General features: G+C 70.9%; 19 protein-coding genes. 12 read left to right on the plus strand and 7 right to left on the minus strand.

Annotation, left to right across the window (positions count from 1 at the left end):
• From sufB to MLY01S_RS07140, 4 genes are all read left to right on the plus strand, one after another.
• On the plus strand, positions 1 to 1,013 hold a 1,013-nt coding region (gene sufB / locus MLY01S_RS07125; protein ID WP_067190689.1), incomplete at its 5' end, for a Fe-S cluster assembly protein SufB.
• 3 nt (positions 1,014 to 1,016) lie between these two features.
• Positions 1,017 to 2,261 (plus strand): Fe-S cluster assembly protein SufD, encoded by a 1,245-nt coding sequence (sufD, locus tag MLY01S_RS07130; RefSeq protein WP_067190691.1) that lies wholly within the window; start codon positions 1,017 to 1,019, stop codon positions 2,259 to 2,261.
• 49 nt (positions 2,262 to 2,310) lie between these two features.
• Positions 2,311 to 3,078 carry a Fe-S cluster assembly ATPase SufC gene (gene sufC, locus MLY01S_RS07135; protein ID WP_067190693.1) on the plus strand — a complete coding sequence of 256 codons (768 nt, stop codon included), beginning with the start codon at positions 2,311 to 2,313 and terminating at the stop codon, positions 3,076 to 3,078.
• Between the two features lies 1 nt (position 3,079).
• Positions 3,080 to 3,400 (plus strand): metal-sulfur cluster assembly factor, encoded by a 321-nt coding sequence (locus MLY01S_RS07140; RefSeq protein WP_067190695.1) that lies wholly within the window; start codon positions 3,080 to 3,082, stop codon positions 3,398 to 3,400.
• A 140-nt stretch (positions 3,401 to 3,540) separates the two neighbouring features.
• Here MLY01S_RS07140 and ypfJ read toward each other — a convergent pair whose 3' ends face one another.
• Positions 3,541 to 4,524, minus strand: a complete 984-nt coding sequence (gene ypfJ, locus MLY01S_RS07145; RefSeq protein WP_067190697.1) for a KPN_02809 family neutral zinc metallopeptidase — start codon at positions 4,522 to 4,524, stop codon at positions 3,541 to 3,543.
• 75 nt (positions 4,525 to 4,599) lie between these two features.
• Between ypfJ and MLY01S_RS07150 the strand changes: the two genes are divergently transcribed.
• Positions 4,600 to 6,198 (plus strand): ABC-F family ATP-binding cassette domain-containing protein, encoded by a 1,599-nt coding sequence (locus MLY01S_RS07150; RefSeq protein WP_067190699.1) that lies wholly within the window; start codon positions 4,600 to 4,602, stop codon positions 6,196 to 6,198.
• Between the two features lie 73 nt (positions 6,199 to 6,271).
• Here MLY01S_RS07150 and MLY01S_RS07155 read toward each other — a convergent pair whose 3' ends face one another.
• The 3 genes from MLY01S_RS07155 to MLY01S_RS12645 are packed head-to-tail and all read right to left on the minus strand — an operon-like array spanning position 6,272 to position 8,069.
• The gene (locus MLY01S_RS07155) at positions 6,272 to 7,207 is read right to left on the minus strand and encodes an SURF1 family cytochrome oxidase biogenesis protein (RefSeq protein WP_067190701.1); all 936 of its coding nucleotides are present in this window, start codon (positions 7,205 to 7,207) and stop codon (positions 6,272 to 6,274) included.
• Positions 7,204 to 7,641, minus strand: coding sequence for a hypothetical protein (locus MLY01S_RS12960; protein ID WP_070638311.1), 438 nt, complete (start codon positions 7,639 to 7,641; stop codon positions 7,204 to 7,206). The genes MLY01S_RS07155 and MLY01S_RS12960 overlap by 4 nt, the downstream gene beginning before the upstream one ends.
• Positions 7,638 to 8,069, minus strand: coding sequence for a DUF3099 domain-containing protein (locus MLY01S_RS12645; RefSeq protein ID WP_067190703.1), 432 nt, complete (start codon positions 8,067 to 8,069; stop codon positions 7,638 to 7,640). The genes MLY01S_RS12960 and MLY01S_RS12645 overlap by 4 nt, the downstream gene beginning before the upstream one ends.
• Positions 8,070 to 8,277: 208 nt before the next feature.
• On the opposite strand from MLY01S_RS12645, the gene MLY01S_RS07170 reads away from it, so the two are divergent.
• Both MLY01S_RS07170 and MLY01S_RS07175 read left to right on the plus strand, forming a co-directional pair.
• Complete coding sequence (locus MLY01S_RS07170) at positions 8,278 to 9,018, plus strand: beta-ketoacyl-ACP reductase (protein WP_067190705.1); 741 nt, start codon at positions 8,278 to 8,280, stop codon at positions 9,016 to 9,018.
• A gap of 56 nt (positions 9,019 to 9,074) precedes the next feature.
• Positions 9,075 to 9,863 (plus strand): SDR family oxidoreductase, encoded by a 789-nt coding sequence (locus MLY01S_RS07175; RefSeq protein WP_067190706.1) that lies wholly within the window; start codon positions 9,075 to 9,077, stop codon positions 9,861 to 9,863.
• Positions 9,864 to 10,027: 164 nt separating this feature from the next.
• Here the strand turns inward: MLY01S_RS07175 and serB are convergent, their stop codons facing one another.
• Positions 10,028 to 10,954 carry a phosphoserine phosphatase SerB gene (gene serB, locus MLY01S_RS07180; protein ID WP_174520645.1) on the minus strand — a complete coding sequence of 309 codons (927 nt, stop codon included), beginning with the start codon at positions 10,952 to 10,954 and terminating at the stop codon, positions 10,028 to 10,030.
• Positions 10,955 to 11,040: 86 nt separating this feature from the next.
• Here serB and MLY01S_RS07185 point away from each other — a divergent pair, with 86 nt between their 5' ends.
• The 5 genes from MLY01S_RS07185 to lplB all read left to right on the plus strand — a co-directional run bounded on the left by MLY01S_RS07185 (position 11,041) and on the right by lplB (position 15,268).
• Entirely contained in the window at positions 11,041 to 11,877 is an 837-nt protein-coding gene (locus tag MLY01S_RS07185) for an ABC transporter ATP-binding protein (protein ID WP_067190741.1), read from the plus strand.
• A complete protein-coding gene (locus MLY01S_RS07190) occupies positions 11,874 to 12,743 on the plus strand; it encodes a sulfite exporter TauE/SafE family protein (RefSeq protein ID WP_087133332.1) in 870 nt (289 codons plus the stop codon). The genes MLY01S_RS07185 and MLY01S_RS07190 overlap by 4 nt, the downstream gene beginning before the upstream one ends.
• A gap of 115 nt (positions 12,744 to 12,858) precedes the next feature.
• Positions 12,859 to 13,698 carry a TrmH family RNA methyltransferase gene (locus MLY01S_RS07195; RefSeq protein WP_082739828.1) on the plus strand — a complete coding sequence of 280 codons (840 nt, stop codon included), beginning with the start codon at positions 12,859 to 12,861 and terminating at the stop codon, positions 13,696 to 13,698.
• Between the two features lie 91 nt (positions 13,699 to 13,789).
• On the plus strand, positions 13,790 to 14,047 hold the full coding sequence (locus MLY01S_RS07200; protein WP_067190712.1) for a type B 50S ribosomal protein L31: 258 nt from the start codon (positions 13,790 to 13,792) through the stop codon (positions 14,045 to 14,047).
• Between the two features lie 156 nt (positions 14,048 to 14,203).
• Positions 14,204 to 15,268, plus strand: a complete 1,065-nt coding sequence (gene lplB / locus MLY01S_RS07205) for a lipoate-protein ligase small subunit (protein ID WP_067190714.1) — start codon at positions 14,204 to 14,206, stop codon at positions 15,266 to 15,268.
• 195 nt (positions 15,269 to 15,463) lie between these two features.
• Here the strand turns inward: lplB and pepN are convergent, their stop codons facing one another.
• Positions 15,464 to 18,130, minus strand: coding sequence for an aminopeptidase N (pepN, locus tag MLY01S_RS07210; protein WP_067190716.1), 2,667 nt, complete (start codon positions 18,128 to 18,130; stop codon positions 15,464 to 15,466).
• A gap of 69 nt (positions 18,131 to 18,199) precedes the next feature.
• Positions 18,200 to 19,438, minus strand: a complete 1,239-nt coding sequence (gene glgC, locus MLY01S_RS07215) for a glucose-1-phosphate adenylyltransferase (RefSeq protein ID WP_067190718.1) — start codon at positions 19,436 to 19,438, stop codon at positions 18,200 to 18,202.
• Between the last annotated feature and the right edge of the window lie 56 nt (positions 19,439 to 19,494).

The following is a 19,494-nucleotide window of genomic DNA, read 5'->3' on the forward strand; positions in this document are numbered from 1 at the left end:
ACCACCAGATCCGTGAGGACCTGGAGGAGCAGGGCGTCATCTTCCTGGACACGGACACCGGTCTGAAGGAGCACCCGGAGATCTTCGAGGAGTTCTTCGGCTCCGTGATCCCGGTGGGCGACAACAAGTTCGCCTCCCTGAACACCGCCGTGTGGTCCGGCGGCTCCTTCGTGTACGTCCCCAAGGGCGTCCACGTGGAGATCCCGCTGCAGGCCTACTTCCGCATCAACACGGAGAACATGGGCCAGTTCGAGCGCACCCTGATCATCGCGGACGAGGACTCGTACGTGCACTACATCGAGGGCTGCACCGCGCCGATCTACAACTCCGACTCGCTGCACTCGGCGGTCGTGGAGATCGTGGTGAAGAAGAACGCCCGCGTCCGCTACACCACCATCCAGAACTGGTCCACCAACGTGTACAACCTGGTGACCAAGCGTGCCGTCGTCGAGGCCGGCGGCACCATGGAGTGGATCGACGGCAACATCGGCTCCAAGGTGACCATGAAGTATCCGGCCGTGTACCTCACGGGCGAGCACGCCACCGGCGAGACCCTCTCGGTCGCCTTCGCCGGCAAGGACCAGCACCAGGACACCGGTTCGAAGATGGTCCACATGGCCCCGCACACCTCCAGCGCCATCGTGTCCAAGTCCGTGGCCCGCAACGGCGGCCGCGCGGCCTACCGTGGCCTCGTCCAGGTCAACGAGGGGGCGACGAGCTCCGCCAACTCGGTGGTCTGCGACGCCCTGCTGGTGGACACGATCTCCCGCTCGGACACGTACCCGTACATCGACATCCGCGAGGACGACGTGACCCTCGGCCACGAGGCCACCGTCTCCCGCGTCTCCGAGGAGCAGCTCTTCTACCTGATGAGCCGCGGCCTCTCCGAGGACGAGGCCATGGCGATGATCGTGCGCGGCTTCATCGAGCCGATCGCGCGCGAACTGCCCATGGAGTACGCCCTCGAGCTGAACAAGCTGATCGAGCTGCAGATGGAAGGATCGGTGGGCTGAGCCATGACCACGACCGACAACACCACCCTCGGCGCCGAGTCGCCGCTGATCCCGGGCATGGGCGAGGAGGGCGAGAAGCTCACCGTCACCCAGGCCACGGCCGCCCCGGCCCGTCGTGCCACCCAGGGTGTGGACTCCCGCGGCTCCCGCCCGGTGTCCCGCGAGCTCTCCGCCTTCCCGGTGCTCACCGGCCGCGAGGAGGACTGGCGCTTCACCCCGCTCAAGCGCCTGCAGGGCCTGCACCTGCCGGACGGCGATGAGGGCCGCCTCACCGGTGCCGCCCCGTCCGTGACCGTCTCCGAGCTGGAGGGCGTCCGCGTGGAGACCGTCTCCCGCGACGACTCCCGTCTGGGCACCGTCCACACCCCGGAGGACCGGGTCTCCGCCGCCGCGTGGAACTCGTTCTCCGAGGCCACCGTCGTGACCGTCTCCGGCGAAGTCTCCGCCCCGGTGCGCATCGACGTGGTCGGCACCGGCACCGAGGCCGCCGCCTCCCACCTGAAGGTGGTCGTGGAGGCGAACTGCCGTGCCGACGTGGTGATCACCCACAAGGGCTCCGCCGTGCTGGCCCAGAACGTCGAGTTCGAGCTGGCCCGCGATGCGGCACTGAACGTCACCTCCATCCAGGCCTGGGACGCCGGCTCCGTGCACGTGTCCTCCCAGCAGGCCTCGGTGGACACCGGCGCGCACTTCAAGCACGTCGCGGTGACCTACGGCGGCGACCTGGTGCGCCTGACCCCGACCGCCCGTTTCGCCGACGAGCGCGGCGAGGCCGAGCTCTACGGCCTCTACTACGCGGACGCCGGCCAGCACCTCGAGCAGCGTCTGTTCGTGGACCACAACCGTCCGAACTGCGTCTCCAACGTGCTCTACAAGGGAGCGCTGCAGGGCCAGGACGCCCACACCGTGTGGGTCGGCGACGTGCTGATCCGAGCCGAGGCCGAGGGCACGGACACCTATGAGAAGAACCAGAACCTGCTGCTGACCGACGGCGCCCGCGCCGACTCGGTGCCGAACCTGGAGATCGAGACCGGCGTCATCGAGGGCGCCGGCCACGCCTCTGCCACCGGCCGCTTCGACGAGACGCAGCTGTTCTACCTCATGGCCCGCGGCATCGGCGAGGACGAGGCCCGCAAGCTCATCGTGCGCGGCTTCCTGAACGAGATCATCCAGAAGGTCGGCGTGGCAGACGTGGAGCAGGAGCTCACGGACGTCATGGAGGCCGAGCTCAAGATCGCCTCGCTCTGAGGCAGCCCTCCCCACCACACACTTTCTTCAGAATCAGGAGTACACACACATGGCAACCCTGGAGATCAAGGACCTCCACGTCCAGATCGAGACCGAGAACGGCCCCAAGGAGATCCTCAAGGGCCTGACCCTCACCCTGAGCACCGGCGAGACCCACGCCATCATGGGCCCGAACGGTTCGGGCAAGTCCACCCTCGCCGCCACCATCGCCGGCCACCCGCGCTACGAGGTCACCTCGGGCTCCATCACGCTGGACGGCGAGGACGTCCTGGAGATGGAGGTCGACGAGCGCGCCCAGGCCGGCCTGTTCCTGGCCATGCAGTACCCGGTCGAGATCCCGGGCGTCACCATGACGAACTTCCTGCGCACCGCCAAGACCGCCCTGGACGGCGAGGCCCCGTCGCTGCGCCACTGGACCAAGGACGTCAAGGGTGCCTTCGAGGCCCTGCAGATCGACCCGGCCTTCATGAACCGCAACGTGAACGAGGGCTTCTCCGGCGGTGAGAAGAAGCGCGCCGAGATCCTGCAGCTCGAGCTGTTCAAGCCGAAGTTCGCCGTCCTCGACGAGACCGACTCCGGCCTCGACGTGGACGCCCTGCGCATCGTGTCCGAGGGCGTGAACCGCGCCCAGGCGGCGAACGAGATGGGCACCCTGCTCATCACCCACTACACCCGCATCCTCAACTACATCAAGCCGGACCACGTGCACGTGATGGTCGACGGCCGTGTGGTGGAGTCGGGCGGCCCGGAGCTCGCCGACCAGCTCGAGGCCGAGGGCTACGCCCGCTTCGAGCAGGCCGTGGCCGCGGGGGCCTGACATGACTGCTGACCGTACTCCCGTCGAGGACGTGCGCGAGGCGATCAAGGACGTCATCGACCCGGAGCTGGGCGTGAACGTGGTGGACCTCGGTCTGCTGTACGGCCTCCACTATGCGGACGACGGCGCCCTGATCGTGGACATGACACTGACCACCGCGGCGTGCCCGCTCACCGACGAGATCGAGGACCAGGTCTCCCGGGCGATCGGCACGATGGTGGACGAGTGGCGCCTGAACTGGGTCTGGATGCCGCCGTGGGGTCCGGAGCGGATCACCGAGGACGGCAAGGACCAGATGCGCGCCCTGGGCTTCAACATCTGAGTGACCGCGTCACGACGACGGCCCCTCGCCTTCCAGCCGAAGGCGAGGGGCCGTCTCGTCGTCGGGCGGGCACAGCGACCTCGGTCCCGTCCCGGCGGCAGGTGTCGGGCCGTCGTCGTCCGGGGCCCGTCAGGGCCGGCTCAGAGCTGGTCTGCCGGGATGGAGAGGGTGTCGCACTGGTTGATGTCCGGGTTCGACCGGCCGGACTCGTAGCCGCGCATGAACCAGCGCTGGCGCTGCTCCGAGGTGCCGTGGGTGAAGGCCTCGGGGCGGACCTGGCCGGTGGAGGCCTGCTGGATGCGGTCGTCGCCGACGCTGGCGGCGGCGTCCAGGGCCTGGCGCAGCTGCTCGTCGGAGATCGGCTTCAGGAAGGTCTCGCCGGACTCCGGGTCCACGGTGTGCGCGGCGGAGCCGGCCCACATGCCGGCCATGCAGTCGGCCTGCAGCTCGACGCGCACGATGCCCGAGTCCGGGCCGGTGCGGCCGTCCTGGGAGTAGCGCAGCCAGCCGATGACCTGCTGGATGTGGTGGGCGTACTCGTGGGCCACGATGTACTGCTCGGCCAGCGGGCCGCCCTCGGCGCCGAAGTCGGTCTGCAGGGTGGAGAAGAAGTCGGTGTCGAAGTACATCGACTCGTCGCCGGGGCAGTAGAACGGGCCCATCGCGGAGGAGGCGGAGCCGCACGCGGTGTTCACGCCTCCGGAGAACAGCTCCACGCCCGGCTCCCGGAAGGAGACGTCGCGGTACTGGGACAGATGCTCCTCCCAGAAGGTGTCCGCGGCGATCGTGGTGGCCAGGACACGGCAGTCGGAGCGCTCGTTGGCGTCCGCGCCGGTGCGGCACGAGTCGATCTGCTGCCCCGGGCCGGAGTTCTGGCTCTCGCCGATCTCGCGCTGCTGGTAGGAGCCGCCGCCGATGGTGCCGTCCGGGTTGATGCCGACCTGCTGGGCGAATCCGGGGGCGATGAAGTAGATCAGCACGGCGAGCAGGCCCGCGCCGCCGCCGAGGGCGATGCCCCGGCCGCCGACCCGTCCGCCGCCGAGGACCGCGCCCCGGCCGCCGGAACGTCCACGGCTGTCCCGGGCGCGTCCCGGGTCCAGCTGGACATTGTCGTTGAAGCTCATGCGGTGAGTGTAGACGCACTAGACTGGCCCGGCCTGTGTCCTGCCCTCCGAGACGAAACGAGTGTCCGAGACCCCATGCTGACCGTGACTGACCTGGAGCTTCGCGTCGGTGCCCGCCTGCTGATGGACGAGGTCACCTTCCGGGTGGCGAAGGGCGACAAGGTCGGACTGGTCGGCCGCAACGGCGCGGGCAAGACGACCCTGACGAAGGTGCTCGCCGGCCGTGCCGAGCCCACCGACGGCACCGTGACCCGCTCGGGCCGCATCGGCTACCTGCCGCAGGACCCCAAGGTCGACGACATGGACCAGTCCGGCCGGGACCGGATCCTCTCCGCCCGCGAGCTGGACCAGACCCTGCGCCGGATGCGCGAGGCCGAGCAGCAGATGGCCGCCGCCGCAGACGCCGACCGGGACCGCGCCATGGCCCGCTACGCCCGGCTCGAGGCCGAGTTCTCCGCCCGCGGCGGCTACGCGGCCGAGTCCGAGGCGGCCCGTATCACCTCCAACCTGGGACTGCCGGACCGCGTGCTGGACCAGCCGCTGCACACTCTCTCCGGCGGCCAGCGCCGCCGCGTGGAACTGGCCCGGATCCTCTTCTCGGACGCGGACACGATGCTGCTGGACGAGCCGACCAACCACCTGGACCACGACTCGATCGTCTGGCTGCGGGACTACCTGAAGACCTTCGAGGGCGGGCTGCTGATGATCAGCCACGACGTGGAGCTGATGGAGATGACGGTCAACAAGGTGCTCTACCTGGATGCGAACCGTCAGACCATGGACGTGTACAACATGACGTGGAAGAACTACCTCGCCCAGCGACAGCAGGACGAGGCGCGCCGCCGCAGGGAGTTCGCGAACGCGGAGAAGAAGGCCACCGCGCTGATGGCGCAGGCGGAGAAGATGCGGGCGAAGGCCACCAAGGCCGTGGCCGCCCAGCAGATGATCCGGCGTGCCGAGCGCCTGATGCGCGGTGTGGAGGGCGAGCGTGCGCAGGACAAGGTGGCGGCCATCCGCTTCCCGACCCCCCAGGCCTGCGGCAAGACCCCGCTCACCGCACAGGCGCTGTCCAAGTCCTACGGATCGTTGGAGATCTTCACCGGAGTGGACCTGGCCATCGACCGCGGCTCCCGCGTGGTGATCCTCGGCTACAACGGCGCCGGCAAGACGACGCTGCTGCGTCTGCTGGCCGGGGTGGAGGCACCGGACTCCGGGCGCGTCGTGGAGGGTCACGGGCTCAAGCTGGGCTACTTCGCCCAGGAGCACGACACCCTGGACCAGGAGGCGACCGTGCTGGACAACATGCGTCACGCCGCCCCGCAGCTGGGGGACACCCAGGCCCGGACGCTGCTGGGCTCGTTCCTCTTCCAGGGCGACGACGTGGACAAGCCAGCCCGTGTGCTCTCCGGCGGCGAGAAGACCCGGCTGGCCCTGGCCACCCTCGTGGCGTCCTCGGCCAACGTGCTGCTCCTGGACGAGCCGACGAACAACCTGGATCCGGCCTCCCGCGAGGAGATCCTCAACGCCCTGCGCACCTATGAGGGCGCCATCGTCCTGGTGACCCACGACGAGGGCGCCGTGGAGGCACTGGACCCCGAGCGGGTCGTGCTGCTGCCGGACGCCGTGGAGGACCTGTGGAACGACGAGTACCGGGACCTCATCACGTTGGCCTGATCGGCATCGGGGACGCTCCGGCCTGATCGGGCCCGCCGACCGGTGACGCCGGTCGTACCCGGTGGGCGGGCCTTCAGTCGAAGAGCGCGTCCTCGGCCTCCTCGTCCGTGATCCGCCCGGAGCGGCGGCGCTTCACGCGCTGCCGGCGCGGGTGGTGCTTGGCGGGGATGACGGCGTCGTCACCGGCCTCGGCGGCGTCCTCGAGGTCGTCCCTGTCGTTGCGGGCGCGGGTGTAGGCCATGTAGCCCCAGACGCCGAAGCCCATGAGCGCGAACAGGTACCACTGCAGGGCGTAGGACAGGTGTGGCCCCTCGTCCAGGGTCGGCTGGACCAGCGGCCGGGGTCGCTCGCCCGGGTCGTTGGACTCGGACACCATCTCCCCGTAGGCGCGGTCCGCGACCTCCAGGCCGGTCACGCGGCCGATCTGCCGCAGGTCGATGGAGGCCACCTGGCCCTCCGGGGCGTCACGGTCCAGGGTGGGCTCGCCGGGGCGCAGCCGCACCTCGATCTCCTGCTGTCCCTCGGCGGGCGCGGGGATGCTGTCCGGGCGGCCGGGGGAGTTGCCGATCGGCAGCCAGCCGCGGTCCACCACGACGACGGCCCCCTCCTCGGTCTTGAACGGCACCAGCACCTCGTAGCCGGGGCGGCCGGCCCGTGGCCGGTTCCGGACCACGAGGGTGTCCTCGACGAGGTACTCGCCGGAGAGGGTGACCGGGGTCCACTCGTCGTCGGCCTGGAAGTCGGCCACAGGGGCGTCGGCGAAGGGGACCGGGGCGTCGTCGTAGTTCTCCAGCACCCGGTTGATCTGGTTCATCACCTGGATGCGGCGGTCGATCTGCCACTGCGCCAGGTGGTGGCAGGCGAAGGCGAAGAGGATGCATACCACGAACCCGAAGATCCACGGGGCGGTCAGCAGGAAGCGGAAGTCCAGCTTGGTGCGCTGCTGCGCGCCGTACTGCGGCGCGTCGGGGCTCTGGCGGTGCGCCGCGCCGGTGCCGGGGGCGGTCACTCAGCGTCCCCTCCTCGGGTGCTCGGGGTCCGGTCCGCGGTGCTCGCGCGCCCCGCCGCAGCGTCGGCGGGGCAGTCCAGGCCGGGCAGCTCGGCCACGTCCACGGTCTCGCGCAGGAAGCCGCGGTCGGACAGGAAGGCGGTCAGGTGCTCGCGGTGGACGGGGCAAGCCAGCCACGTCTTGCGCCGCTCGGGCGTGTGGATGCGCGGGTTGTTCCAGCGCAGGCCGAACGCGGCCTCCGCGGAGCAGCCGCGGGCGGAGCAGGGCAGCGGGGCGCCGTCGGCGCCGTCAGCGGAGCCGGCCGCGCCGGCGTCCCGGCCACGGGAGGAGGAGCCGGGGGCACCCGGGTGCGCGGCCGTCGTCGTGTCCCGGGCGGCCTCGTCCGGGGAGGACCCGGACATGAGCGAGCCCAGCAGATCGAAGCCGCCGGTCATGCCGCCGGGCCCTTCGTCTGGGCGGAGTCCTCCGGACGGTGCCAGGAGCCGGCGGGCAGGGCGGGGGTGTCTTCGACGACCTCGCCGACCACCACGTCCTGAGCCGTACTCGGCGCGGTGGGCTCGGACGGCTCGGCGGCGAGGGCGGTCGCCTGCGTGGCCGGAGCCTGCATGGTGCCGGGGGAGTAGGGCCGGGCGTTGTTGCTGCCCACCACGGCCACGTAGGGCAGGACGGCGGCGGCTGCGAACAGCACGATCTGCAGCCAGCCGTCGGCGAAGAAGGCGCCGATGAAGCAGCCGGTGCGGATGATCATCTGGATCAGGTACTTCCGCATGCGCTGCTCCCGGTCCGCGGAGCTGGCCTGCGGCGCGGTGGTGACGGACTGGATCGCGGCGGGACCGCAGGCCTCGGCAGCGGACGCAGCCATGACAGCCTCCCTCAGGTCGGTGCAGACGAATCGGGCTCGGACAGGCGTCCATTGTCTCACGCCGGGCGCCACGTAGAGTGGACCCGTACGTCTGCGTGACGGACGCCTCCGCACGGCCCCGGGCCGTCCGGCGCCCGCCGCGCAGTGAACGACGACGTCACCGAACGTGCCGGTCACGGGCCGGCCCAGGATGCAGGAGGACCCGAGCATGGCCGCAGAGAAGACCACCACCGAGGGGCAGACCACGGGCCGCAGCGTCCTGGTCACCGGCGGCAACCGCGGCATCGGCCGGGCGATCGCCGAGGCGTTCCTGGCCAACGGGGACACGGTGGCCATCACCTCCCGCAACGGCGAGGGGCCCGCCGGCGCCCTGGCCGTCGCCTGCGACGTCACCGACTCCGCCTCGGTCGACGCAGCGTTCACGCAGGTCGAGCAGGCCCACGGCCCGGTCGAGGTGCTCGTGGCCAACGCGGGGATCACCAAGGACCAGCTGCTGCTGCGCATGTCCGAGGACGACTTCACCTCCGTGGTGGACACCAACCTCACCGGCTCCTTCCGCGTGGTGCAGCGCGCCACCAAGGGCATGATGCGCCTGAAGCGCGGCCGCATCGTCCTGGTCTCCTCCGTGGTGGGCCTGCTCGGCTCGCCCGGTCAGGTGAACTACGCCGCCTCGAAGTCCGGCCTGGTCGGCATGGCCCGGTCCATCACCCGTGAGCTCGGCGCGCGCGGCATCACGGCCAACGTGGTGGCCCCCGGCTACATCGACACCGAGATGACCCAGGGTCTGGACGAGGACCTGAAGAAGCAGTACAAGAAGTCCATCCCGGCCGGCCGCTTCGCCCAGCCGTCCGAGGTCGCCGACGTCGTCACCTGGCTCACCTCGGACCAGGCCGCCTACATCTCCGGCGCCGTCATCCCCGTGGACGGCGGCCTCGGCATGGGCCACTGAGCCCGCGCCCCGCTCCGAGCAGACCCACCAGCCCAGACCACGTCCCAGGAGGGAACATGACCGAGAACACCACCGCCGCCTCCGGCGAGAAGGACCTGGCCGGCAAGGGCGTCGTCGTCACCGGCTCGTCCCGCGGCATCGGCGCGGAGACCGCCCGGCTGCTGGCCGCCCGCGGCGCCGGCGTCGTCGTCAACTACCGCCAGAAGGCTCCGCGCGCGAACAAGGTGGTCACGTCCATCGAGGAGGCCGGCGGCCGGGCCGTGGCCGTGGGAGGGGACGTCACCTCCGCCGAGGACCGCGCCGCGCTGCTGGACGCCGCGGTGTCGACCTTCGGCTCCCTGGACGTGCTGGTGCTCAACGCCTCCGGCGGCATGGAGTCCCAGTTCGGCGAGGACTACGCCATGAAGCTCAACCGGGACGCCCAGGCCGCGTTGGCCGACGCCGCCGTCGAGCGGATGTCCGCCGGCGGCCAGATCGTCTTCGTCACCTCCCACCAGGCGCACTTCATCAACGAGGTGCCCACCATGGACTCCTACGAGCCGGTGGCCCGCTCCAAGCGCGCCGGCGAGGACGCCCTGCGTGAGCGCATCCCCGCGTTCACGCAGAAGGGCATCGGCTTCGTGGTGGTCTCCGGTGACATGATCGAGGGCACCATCACCGCCACCCTGCTCAACCGTGCCGAGCCGGGGGCCATCGAGGCCCGCCGCGAGGCCGCCGGCAAGCTCTACACCGTGGAGGAGTTCGCCGCCGAGGTCGCCGCCATGGTCGGCCGCACCGACCTTCAGGTTGGCCACACCGAGCTCGTGGGCGGCGCCCGTGACTTCCAGGGCGACCAGAAGGGCTGAGCTGCCTCACACGCGCGCGTTGCTGGGCTGCCTCATCCGGGCGCCTAGCTGAGCTGCCTCATCCGCGCGCTTACTGGTGAGGACTCACCCTCTGCACCTCACGTTTCAGGTCGGTTGACGGTGTGTCCTCACCAGTAAGCGGGGAGGTGGGGGACCTGCGCCGCTCAGAGCCCGAGCATCCAGCGCACGACGGCCAGGTGGGGCACATCCACGCAGGCGTCGGCGACCTCGCGCAGGGCGGGCTTGCCGCACAGGGCCACGCCGCACCCGGAGGCGGTGAGCAGGTCGATGTCGTTGGCTCCGTCGCCGCAGCCGAGGGTCCCGAGCAGCGGCATCTCGGCCTCGGCGGCCCATTGCCGCAGCATCTGCTCCTTTACGGCGCGGTCCACCACGGAGCCGGCCACCCGGCCGGTGAGGTGGCCGTCGGCGATCTCGAGCTCATTGGCGCAGAACCCGGACAGCCCCCACGCGGCGGCCAGGGGAGCCAGGACCTGGGTGAAGCCTCCCGAGACGGCATAGATCCGACCGCCCGCGCCGGTCACGGCGGCGATCAGGTCCCGGGCACCCGGGGTCGGGCGCACCCGGGCGACGACCTCCTCGATCACCGCCACCGGCAGTCCACCGAGGGCCTCCACACGCGCGTGCAGGGACTGCGCGAAGTCGAGCTCGCCGCGCATGGCGCGCTCCGTCACCTCGGCGACCTCGGCCTCGCGCCCGGCGTGCGCGGCGAGCAGCTCGACGACCTCGTCCTGGATCAGGGTGGAGTCCACGTCCGTGACCACGAAGGGCATCGGGGCATCCACCACGTCCGCGGGGACGCGGACGGCATGCCAGCCCTCGGGGGCCTCGGCGGCCGCGGCCCACGAATCGGACATCCAGCGCCAGCCCTCCACGGCCGTGCCCGCTTCGGCCGCGGCCGTCAGGTGCTCGGCGTGCTCGGGCACGCCGGCGGGACGGTCGGGTTCCCGGTCCGGCATCGTGCCCGGCGCAGCCTGCCCGGGCGCGCCGAGGGACCCGGCCACGGACGCTCCGGAGGGGAGGGCGCCGTCGTCGGGAAGGGGACGGTAGACCACATCACGGACCTGGCTCATACGGCCGATGGTAGGCGGATCGCAGGCCGGGCGGTCCCGTGCGTCGTGACCGGGTTCGCATGGTGGAGGCCACTACAGTGGTCCGCATGAGCACCTCCGCCTCGGACGCCCACCTCCACGACGACCTCTTCGCCCCGGACAGCGACGCCGTTCTGCAGCTGCGCGGGGTGACCGTGCGCCGCGGGACGAAGAACCTCATCGAGGACGTGGACTGGACCGTCCGCGAGGGCGAGCGCTGGATCGTGATGGGCCCGAACGGGGCCGGCAAGTCGACGCTGCTGCAGGTCGCCGCCGCCCGCATGCACCCGACCACCGGCGACGTCGGCATCCTGGACGAGGTGCTCGGCGCGGTGGACGTGTTCGAGCTGCGTCCGCGCATCGGCCTGTCGTCGGCTCAGCTGGCCCAGCAGGTGCCGGACGGGGAGAAGGTCCAGGACGCCGTGGTGACCGCCTCCTACGGCGTGACCGGCCGCTGGCGCGAGGAGTACGAGGTTGAGGACGAGGGCCGCGCCCTGGCCCTGATCACCCAGTGGGGCCTGTCCCGCCTGGCCCACCGCCGCTTCGGCACCCTGTCCGAGGGTGAGCGCAAGCGCGTGCTGATCGCCCGCGCCCTGATGACCGACCCGGAGCTGATGCTCCTGGACGAGCCGGCCGCCGGGCTGGACCTGGCCGGACGCGAGAAGCTCGTGGCCCAGCTGACCGAGGTGGCCGAGGACGAGTTCGCCCCGGCCCTCGTGCTGGTCACGCACCACCTCGAGGAGGTGCCGCCGGGCTTCACCCACGCCCTGCTGCTGCGCGACGGCCAGGTGGTCACGGCCGGTCCCATCGAGCAGACCCTCACCGAAGAGCACCTCTCCGCCGCCTTCGGCATGCCGCTGAAGGTCTCCCAGCACAAGGGCCGGTACGCGGCCGTCGCCGCCTGATGGAGCTGCTGACCGCGGACGTGCTGGGGCTGGAGCTCTGGCAGGTGCTGGTGGTGCTGCTCGCCGGGTTCTGGGCCGGCACCATCAACTCGATCGTCGGCTCCGGCACGCTGGTCACCTTCCCGGTGCTGGTGGCGGTCGGCTTCCCCCCGGTCACCGCTCAGATCTCCAACGCCATGGGCCTGGTGGCCGCCGGCTTCTCCGGCACCGTCGGATACCGGCGGGAGCTGAAGCAGTCGATGGCGGTCGTGCCCGTGCTGACGGTCGCGTCCCTGCTGGGCGGCGTCATCGGCGCCTTCCTGCTGACCGTGCTGCCGGAGCGGGTCTTCGAGATCGCCGCACCGTGTCTGATCGTGGTGGCCCTGGGCTTCGTGGTCTTCCAGCCGCGCCTGAACCGCTGGGTGAAGGCCCGCAGGGCCACCGAGCAGGGGGAGGGACAGCCGGTGGGTGCCTTCGCCGGACCCGTCGACCAGGCCGACGACGTCCCCCGCGGCCCCGTGTCCCCCCTGCTCTGGGCCCTGGTGTTCGGCGCCGGGGTCTACGGCGGCTACTTCGTGGCGGCCCAGGGGGTGCTGCTGATGGGCATCCTCGGTGTCTTCCTCACCGGTCTGCTGGTGCACGCCAACGCGGTGAAGACGTGGCTGTCCCTGTGCGTGAACCTCGTGGCCGCCGTGTTCTACCTGCTCTTCGCCTTCGACCGCATCGACTGGGTGGCCGTGCTGCTGATCGCCGCCTCCTCACTGGTCGGCGGCTCCGTGGGCGCGAAGATCGGCCGCAGGATCTCCCCGACGCTGCTGCGCGGCGTGATCGTGGCCGTCGGTCTGGTGGGCCTGGCCGTGATGCTCCTGCGCCTCGTGCAGGGCTGAGCCGGACGTGGTCGCCTCCGCCGGCACCGCCGCACCGCGTCCCGACGACGGCCGCCTCAGCGTGCTCGTCTCCCGCCGAGACCTGGACTCGCCCGAGCTCGCCCCCTACGTCTGCATGACCGATGCGGCGCTGCGCCGCGCCGCCGATGCCGAGCACGGCGTGTTCCTGGCAGAGTCCACGCCCGTGGTGCGCCGGGCCCTGGACGCCGGCTGCCGGCCGGTGTCCTTCCTGCTGCCGCAGCGGTACCTGGAGACGGCGGCCGAGCAGCTGGCCGACGCGTTCGAGACGTTCCCGGAGGCGCCGGTGTTCACCGGGGACGACGAGCTGCTCAGTCAGCTGACCGGGTTCCACCTGCACCGCGGTGCGCTGGCGGCGATGGAACGGCCGGCGCCGCGTCCGGTGGACGATGTGCTGGCCGGCGCCCGCCGGGTGCTGGTGGCCGAGGACCTCACCGACCCGACCAACCTCGGAGCGATCGTCCGCTCCGCCGTGGCCCTGGACTGGGACGGGCTGCTGCTCTCGCCACGGGCCGCTGACCCGCTGTACCGCCGCGCGATCCGGGTGTCCATGGGCACGGTGTTCCGGCTGCCCTGGGCGCGAGCGCTGGCGTGGCCGGGGGCCGGCCACCACGGGATGCCGGCCGGGCAGGTGGGGAAGCCGCACCGGGCGCCGGCCACGGACGGACTGGAGGCGCTGCGACGGGCGGGCTTCGTCGTCGTCGCACTCGAGGTGACGGATCAGGCCGTGGCACTGGAGGACCCCGTGCTCGAGCCACTGCGGTACGCCGAGCGGCTGGCGCTGGTGGTGGGTGCCGAGGGGCCAGGCGTGCGAGCCGAGACCCTTGCCCTGTGCGACGTCCACGTGAAGATCCCGATGCCTGCCGGCGTGGACTCGCTCAATGTCGGCGCCGCGGCCGCGGTGGCACTGTGGGAACTGCGCTGTCGTCCGGTATAGTGATGCGCTGGCCGTGCGCGATGTACGGCTGACAGATGTGACCTCTCGAGCGCCCTGGCCAAAACCAGGGGCACTGAACGAAGGACTTTCCATGAAGGCTGACCTGCACCCCGAGTACCGCTACGTGATCTTCAACGATCTGGCCTCCGGCGAGAAGGTGCTGACCCGCACCACCGCCGACTCCGACAAGACCATGGAGTGGGAGGACGGCAACACCTACCCGGTGATCGACGTCGAGATCTCCGCCGCCTCGCACCCGTTCTACACCGGCAAGCAGCGCATCATGGACACCGCCGGCCGCGTCGAGCGCTTCAACGCCCGTTTCAAGGGCTTCGGCGGCAAGAAGTGATCTGAGGCGGCCTGAGCCGCTGGTCCGATCCGCGAAGGGTCCGTCTCCCCTCAGAACGGGGGCCGGGCCCTTCGTCGTGTCCGGGCTGAAACGCGGGTCACCTGGCCTGTGCCGTCCCCGCGCGGGACGGCGGCGCTCGAGCGATAGGCTCGAGGCATGAGCACCCAGCATCACGGCCAGTACAAGGTCCTCGGCGGCAAGCTCGTGCGCGTCGACCTCACGGTGGAGGACGGCGTCGTCACCGCCGCGAGCCTCAATGGGGACTTCTTCCTCGAGCCGGACGAGGCGCTGGAGGACATCAACGGCGCCCTCGTCGGCCTCGCCGAGGACACCGAGCACGCCGTGACCGCCCAGCGGGTGCAGGCGGCGATCCGCCCGGGTGCCCAGCTCTTCGGCTTCGACGCCGACGCCGTGGCCACCGCCGTACGCCGCGCCCTCGGCCGGGCCACGGCCTGGGAGGACCACGAGTGGGAGGTCATCGCCCCCACGCCACTGCCGATCCACCAGCACGTGGCCCTGGACCAGATCCTCACCGAGGACGTGGCCGCCGGACGCCGCAAGCCGATGATGCGCCTGTGGCAGTGGACCGAGCCGGCCGTGGTGATCGGTGCCTTCCAGTCCCTGGCCAACGAGGTCGACGCCGAGGGGGCCGCCGCCCATGACATCCACGTGATGCGCCGCATCTCCGGCGGCGGGGCGATGTTCATGGAGGCGGACAACTGCGTCACCTACTCGCTGTCCCTGCCGCGCTCCCTGGTGGACGGCATGAGCACCGAGGAGTCCTACCCGTTCCTGGACGACTGGACCATGGAGGCCCTCTCCCGCGTGGGCGTGGAGGCGTTCTACCAGCCGCTGAACGACATCGCCACGCCGCAGGGCAAGATCGGCGGTGCCGCCCAGAAGAAGGTCGGCACCCACGGCCTGCTGCACCACGTGACCATGAGCTACGACATCGACGCGGACAAGATGACCCAGGTGCTGCGCATCGGCCGCGAGAAGCTCAAGGGCAAGGGCGTCGCCTCCGCGAAGAAGCGTGTGGACCCGCTGCGCCGGCAGACCGGCAACATGACCCGCCCGGAGATCTGGGAGGTCATGATGCAGGTCTTCGAGGAGCGCTACGGTGCGAAGCGTGTCGAGCTCGACCAGAAGACCCTGGACCGTGCCCAGGCCCTGGCCGAGGAGAAGTTCCTCACCCAGACGTGGCTTCAGCGCGTGCCGTGACGGCCCCGACGACGTGGGCCACCCTCCCCACCGTCCAGAGTGAGCCCCACCGTCCGGAGTGAGGGCGAGACACGGTCACGTTGGTCGATCTCATCACCGTGTCGTCCCCTCACAACGCAGTGATCAGCACCAGAGACGGCCCGCCGCCTTCACTTCAGAAGGCGACGGGCCGTCGTCGTCGACCCCGGCACAGGATCAGATGTGCCGCAGCTCCTCCTGGCGGGACTGGACGCGCAGGCTGCGGCGCAGTGCGTCCGTCTCCTCGATCACCAGGCGGCGCAGGGCGCCCGGGGCGTCCGGGTGTCCGTCGATCCACGCCTGCGCGGCGGCCAGGACGGGGTGCTGCTCCTGCGCGGCCTCGTCGCCGTCCACGGCGTCCTGGTGCAGCGGGAACAGGCCGTGGATGGCACGCGAGGCCAGGCCGTTCGAGCGGGAGGACCACAGCTGCTCGAGCTCGCCGAACAGCGTCTGGCCGTAGCCGGCGGTCAGCTTGCCGGCGTCGGTGGCGAAGCCCTCCGCGGTGGCCGAGAGCAGGTCATTGGACAGGGGCGTGCCCGCTGCGTCCACGCCGGAGATCACGGCGTCCCATGCGGCCTGCTTCACCTGCGCCTCCGGCAGGGCGTTCACGGCCAGGGTGTGGCCGACCACGGTCTTGGCGGTGCGCTGCTCGGCCAGGGCGGTGTCCAGACCGGCGCGGTCGATGCCGCCGGTGGCCGCCAACGCCTGCAGCACCAGCCAACGGATCTCCGTGTCCACGGCCAGGCCCGGCGCGGCGGTCTCGGCGTCCTGCACGAGGGCCTGCTCCACCTGACCGGCGAGCTCGGCGTCCTTGCGGGCCAGCAGGGCCAGGACGCGGGCGGCGGCGCGCTGCCGGTCCGAGCCGGCCTCGAGCCCGGCCACGTGGCGCAGCAGCAGCGAGCCCAGGCGGGTGCGCAGCCGGGCGCGCTCGTCGGCAGCGGCGTAGAGGGACACGGCCGAGGCGGCCTGGGTCAGCACCTGCGTGTACACGGCCACCGGGGCGATGGTGTCCGCGAGCGCCTCCACGGCGTCCACGAAGGCCGCCACGGACAGCTCGCCGCCGCGGACCATGGCCCACAGGGAGGCCCACACGGTGGCCTGCGCCAGCGGGTCGGCGATGCGGTGGGTGAGCACGGCGTCCAGGGAGATCTGGTCCAGGGACACGGCGGCGTAGGTGAGGTCCTCGTCGTTGGGCAGCACCAGGCGCACGCCGTGCTCCGGAACCTCCAGGCCACGGATCGGGGTGCGCTCGACACCCTCGGCCACGTCCACGGTGACCGAGTCGGTGCGCATCAGGGCGCCCGAGGCGTTCGGCTCGTAGACGCCCACCTGCACCACGTGCGGGCGGCGGATCGGTTCGCCGGTGGTCGGGTCCTCGCCGGACTGGACCAGCACCGCGGTGCCGTCCACGATGTCCACGCGCAGCGTCGGCACGCCGGCGGTGTGCAGCCAGGCATCGGCCCAGGCGGACATGTCCCGGCCGGAGGCCTCGGACAGCACGGCCAGGAAGTCCTTCAGCTCGGCATTGCCCCACGCGTGGCGCCGGAAGTAGGTGCGGGCGGCCTGCTCGAAGGCCTCGCGGCCCACATAGGCGGCCAGCTGCTTGAGCACCGATGCGCCCTTGGCGTAGGTGATGCCGTCGAAGTTCTGGCGGGCGGCCTCCAGGTCCACGATGTCCGCCACGATCGGATGCGTGGTCGGGTACTGGTCCTGCACATAGGCCCAGGCCTTGCGCCGGGAGGCGAAGGAGGTCCAGGCCTCGGTGAAGCCGGCGGCCTCGGCGGAGGCCAGGGTGCCCATGTAGTCGGCGAAGGACTCCTTCAGCCACAGGTCGTCCCACCACCTCATGGTCACCAGGTCGCCGAACCACATGTGCGCCATCTCGTGGAGGATGGTGTTCGCGCGGCCCTCCAGCTGGGCGCGGGTCGGCGCGGTGTCATGGATGTAGTGCTCGGTGAAGGTCACCAGGCCCGGGTTCTCCATGGCGCCGAGGTTGTACTCCGGCACGAACGCCTGGTCGTACTTGCCCCACTCGTAGGGGACGCCGAAGAGGTCATGGAAGAAGTCCAGGCCGTTCTTCGTGATGGCGAAGACGGCGTCTGCGTCCATGTGCTCGGCCAGTGTCTGCCGGCAGAAGATGCGCAGGTCCACCGGCACGGCCCCGGTGGCCTCGTGGCCGCCCCAGTGGTCTTCGAACACGGCGTAGGGGCCAGCGAGCAGCGTGGTGATGTAGGTGGACTGCGGACGGGTGGCCTGGAAGGCCACGGTGACCGAGCCGTCGTCGTTCTTCGTCCGGGAGGTCTCCACGCCGTTGGAGGCGAGGACCCACGCGGCCGGGCCGGTGAGGCGGAAGGAGAAGGACGCCTTCAGGTCCGGCTGCTCGAAGTTCGGGAACACACGGCGGGCGTCGGCCGGCTCGTACTGCGTGTACAGGTAGGTCTGGCCGTCGGCGGGGTCCACGTAGCGGTGCATGCCCTCACCGGAGCGGGAGTACAGCGAGGTGCCCCTGAGCACCACGGTGTTCTCCGCGGCCAGGCCGGGCAGTCGGACACGGTTGCGGCCGGCGACCTCGGCGACGTCCAGGGTCTCGCCGTTGAGCTCGACGGACTCCACCGAGGCGTTGATCCAGTCCAGCCAGGTCTCCGAGCCCGGCTCGGAGCAGGAGAAGACGAGGGTCGCGGTGACCGGGTACGCCTCGGCCTCCGCGTCCTCGGCGTTCCGGACGTCGACGCAGACGTCGTAGGAGCGCACGGACACGGCGTTCGCGCGCCCACGGGCCTCATCGCGCGTGAGCTCGGCGGTGTCCCAGTCCGGGCGCGGCAGGGCGGAAGTGTTCTCAGACATGCGTCCTATCCCATCACATCAGCCGCCCCGGGCCGTCGTCGGGTCGGGTCTGTCGGGGACACGGCCGGGTCAGGCCGGGACGGCCTGGTTCTTCGGGATGACCGTCAGGCCGGACGCGGTGACCGTGAATCCGCGGGCCTCGTCCTCGGCGCGGTCGAAGCCGATGCGCACGCCCGGCGGAACCACCACGTTCTTGTCCAGGATCGCGTTGCGCACCTGGGCGCCCTCGGAGATCACCACGGAGTCCAGCAGCACGGACTGCTCCACCCATGCCTCGTCGAGGATCCGGCAGTCCGTGGACACCACGGACTGGGCCACGGTGCCGCCGGAGACGACCACGCCCTGGGCCAGCAGCGAGTCCACCGCGGTGCCCGGGCGCTTCGAGGCCGAGCGGACCAGCTTGGCCGGCGGGGACACGGACTGCCGGGTGTACAGCGGCCAGTCCCGGTTGTAGAGGTTGAACTCCGGCACCGGCTGGACCAGGTCCATGTGGGCGTCGTAGTAGGAGTCGAGGGTGCCGACGTCCCGCCAGTAGTGCTGGCAGGAGCGGGCGCCCGGGATCTCGTTGGCGGTGAAGTCGTACACCCCTGCCTCGCCGCGCTCCACGAACCAGGGGATGATGTCCCCGCCCATGTCATGCGTGGAGTCCTCGTCCTCGGCGTCACGGTTCAGGGCCTCCACGAGGGCGTCCGTGTCGAACACGTAGTTGCCCATGGAGGCGAGGAACGCGTTCGGGTCGTCCGGCAGGCCGGGGGTCGAGTCCGGCTTCTCCACGAAACGGGCGATCCGCTGCCGGTCGGTCTCCGCGGTCTCGATGACGCCGAAGGAGGAGGACATCTGAAGCGGCTGGCGCACCGCGGCCACGGTGGCCTTCGCGCCCGAGGCGATGTGCTGGTCCACCATCTGCTGGAAGTCCATGTGGTAGACGTGGTCCGCGCCGATCACCACCACGATGTCCGGGCGGGCGTCCTGGATCAGGTTCATCGACTGGTAGATGGCGTTCGCCGAGCCGAGGAACCAGTCCTTGCCGCGGCGCTGCTGCGCCGGCACCGACGCCACGTAGTTGTTCAGCAGCGTGGACATCCGCCAGGTCTCGGAGATGTGGCGGTCCAGGGAATGCGACTTGTACTGGGTCAGCACCACGATCTCGCGGTAGCGCGAGTTCACGAGGTTGGACAGGGCGAAGTCGATGAGCCGGTAGGCGCCGCCGAAGGGCACGGCCGGCTTGGCGCGGTCCGCGGTCAGCGGCATCAGACGCTTGCCCTCACCTCCGGCCAGGACGATCGAGAGGACCTTCTTCTGGACCATGGAACGAGGACTCCCTTCCTGCTGGCTGAGATGCCGGCATCGCACCGATGTCCGGT

It is taken from the genome of Micrococcus lylae NBRC 15355 (genome assembly GCF_001570885.1).
Lineage (GTDB): Bacteria > Actinomycetota > Actinomycetes > Actinomycetales > Micrococcaceae > Micrococcus > Micrococcus lylae.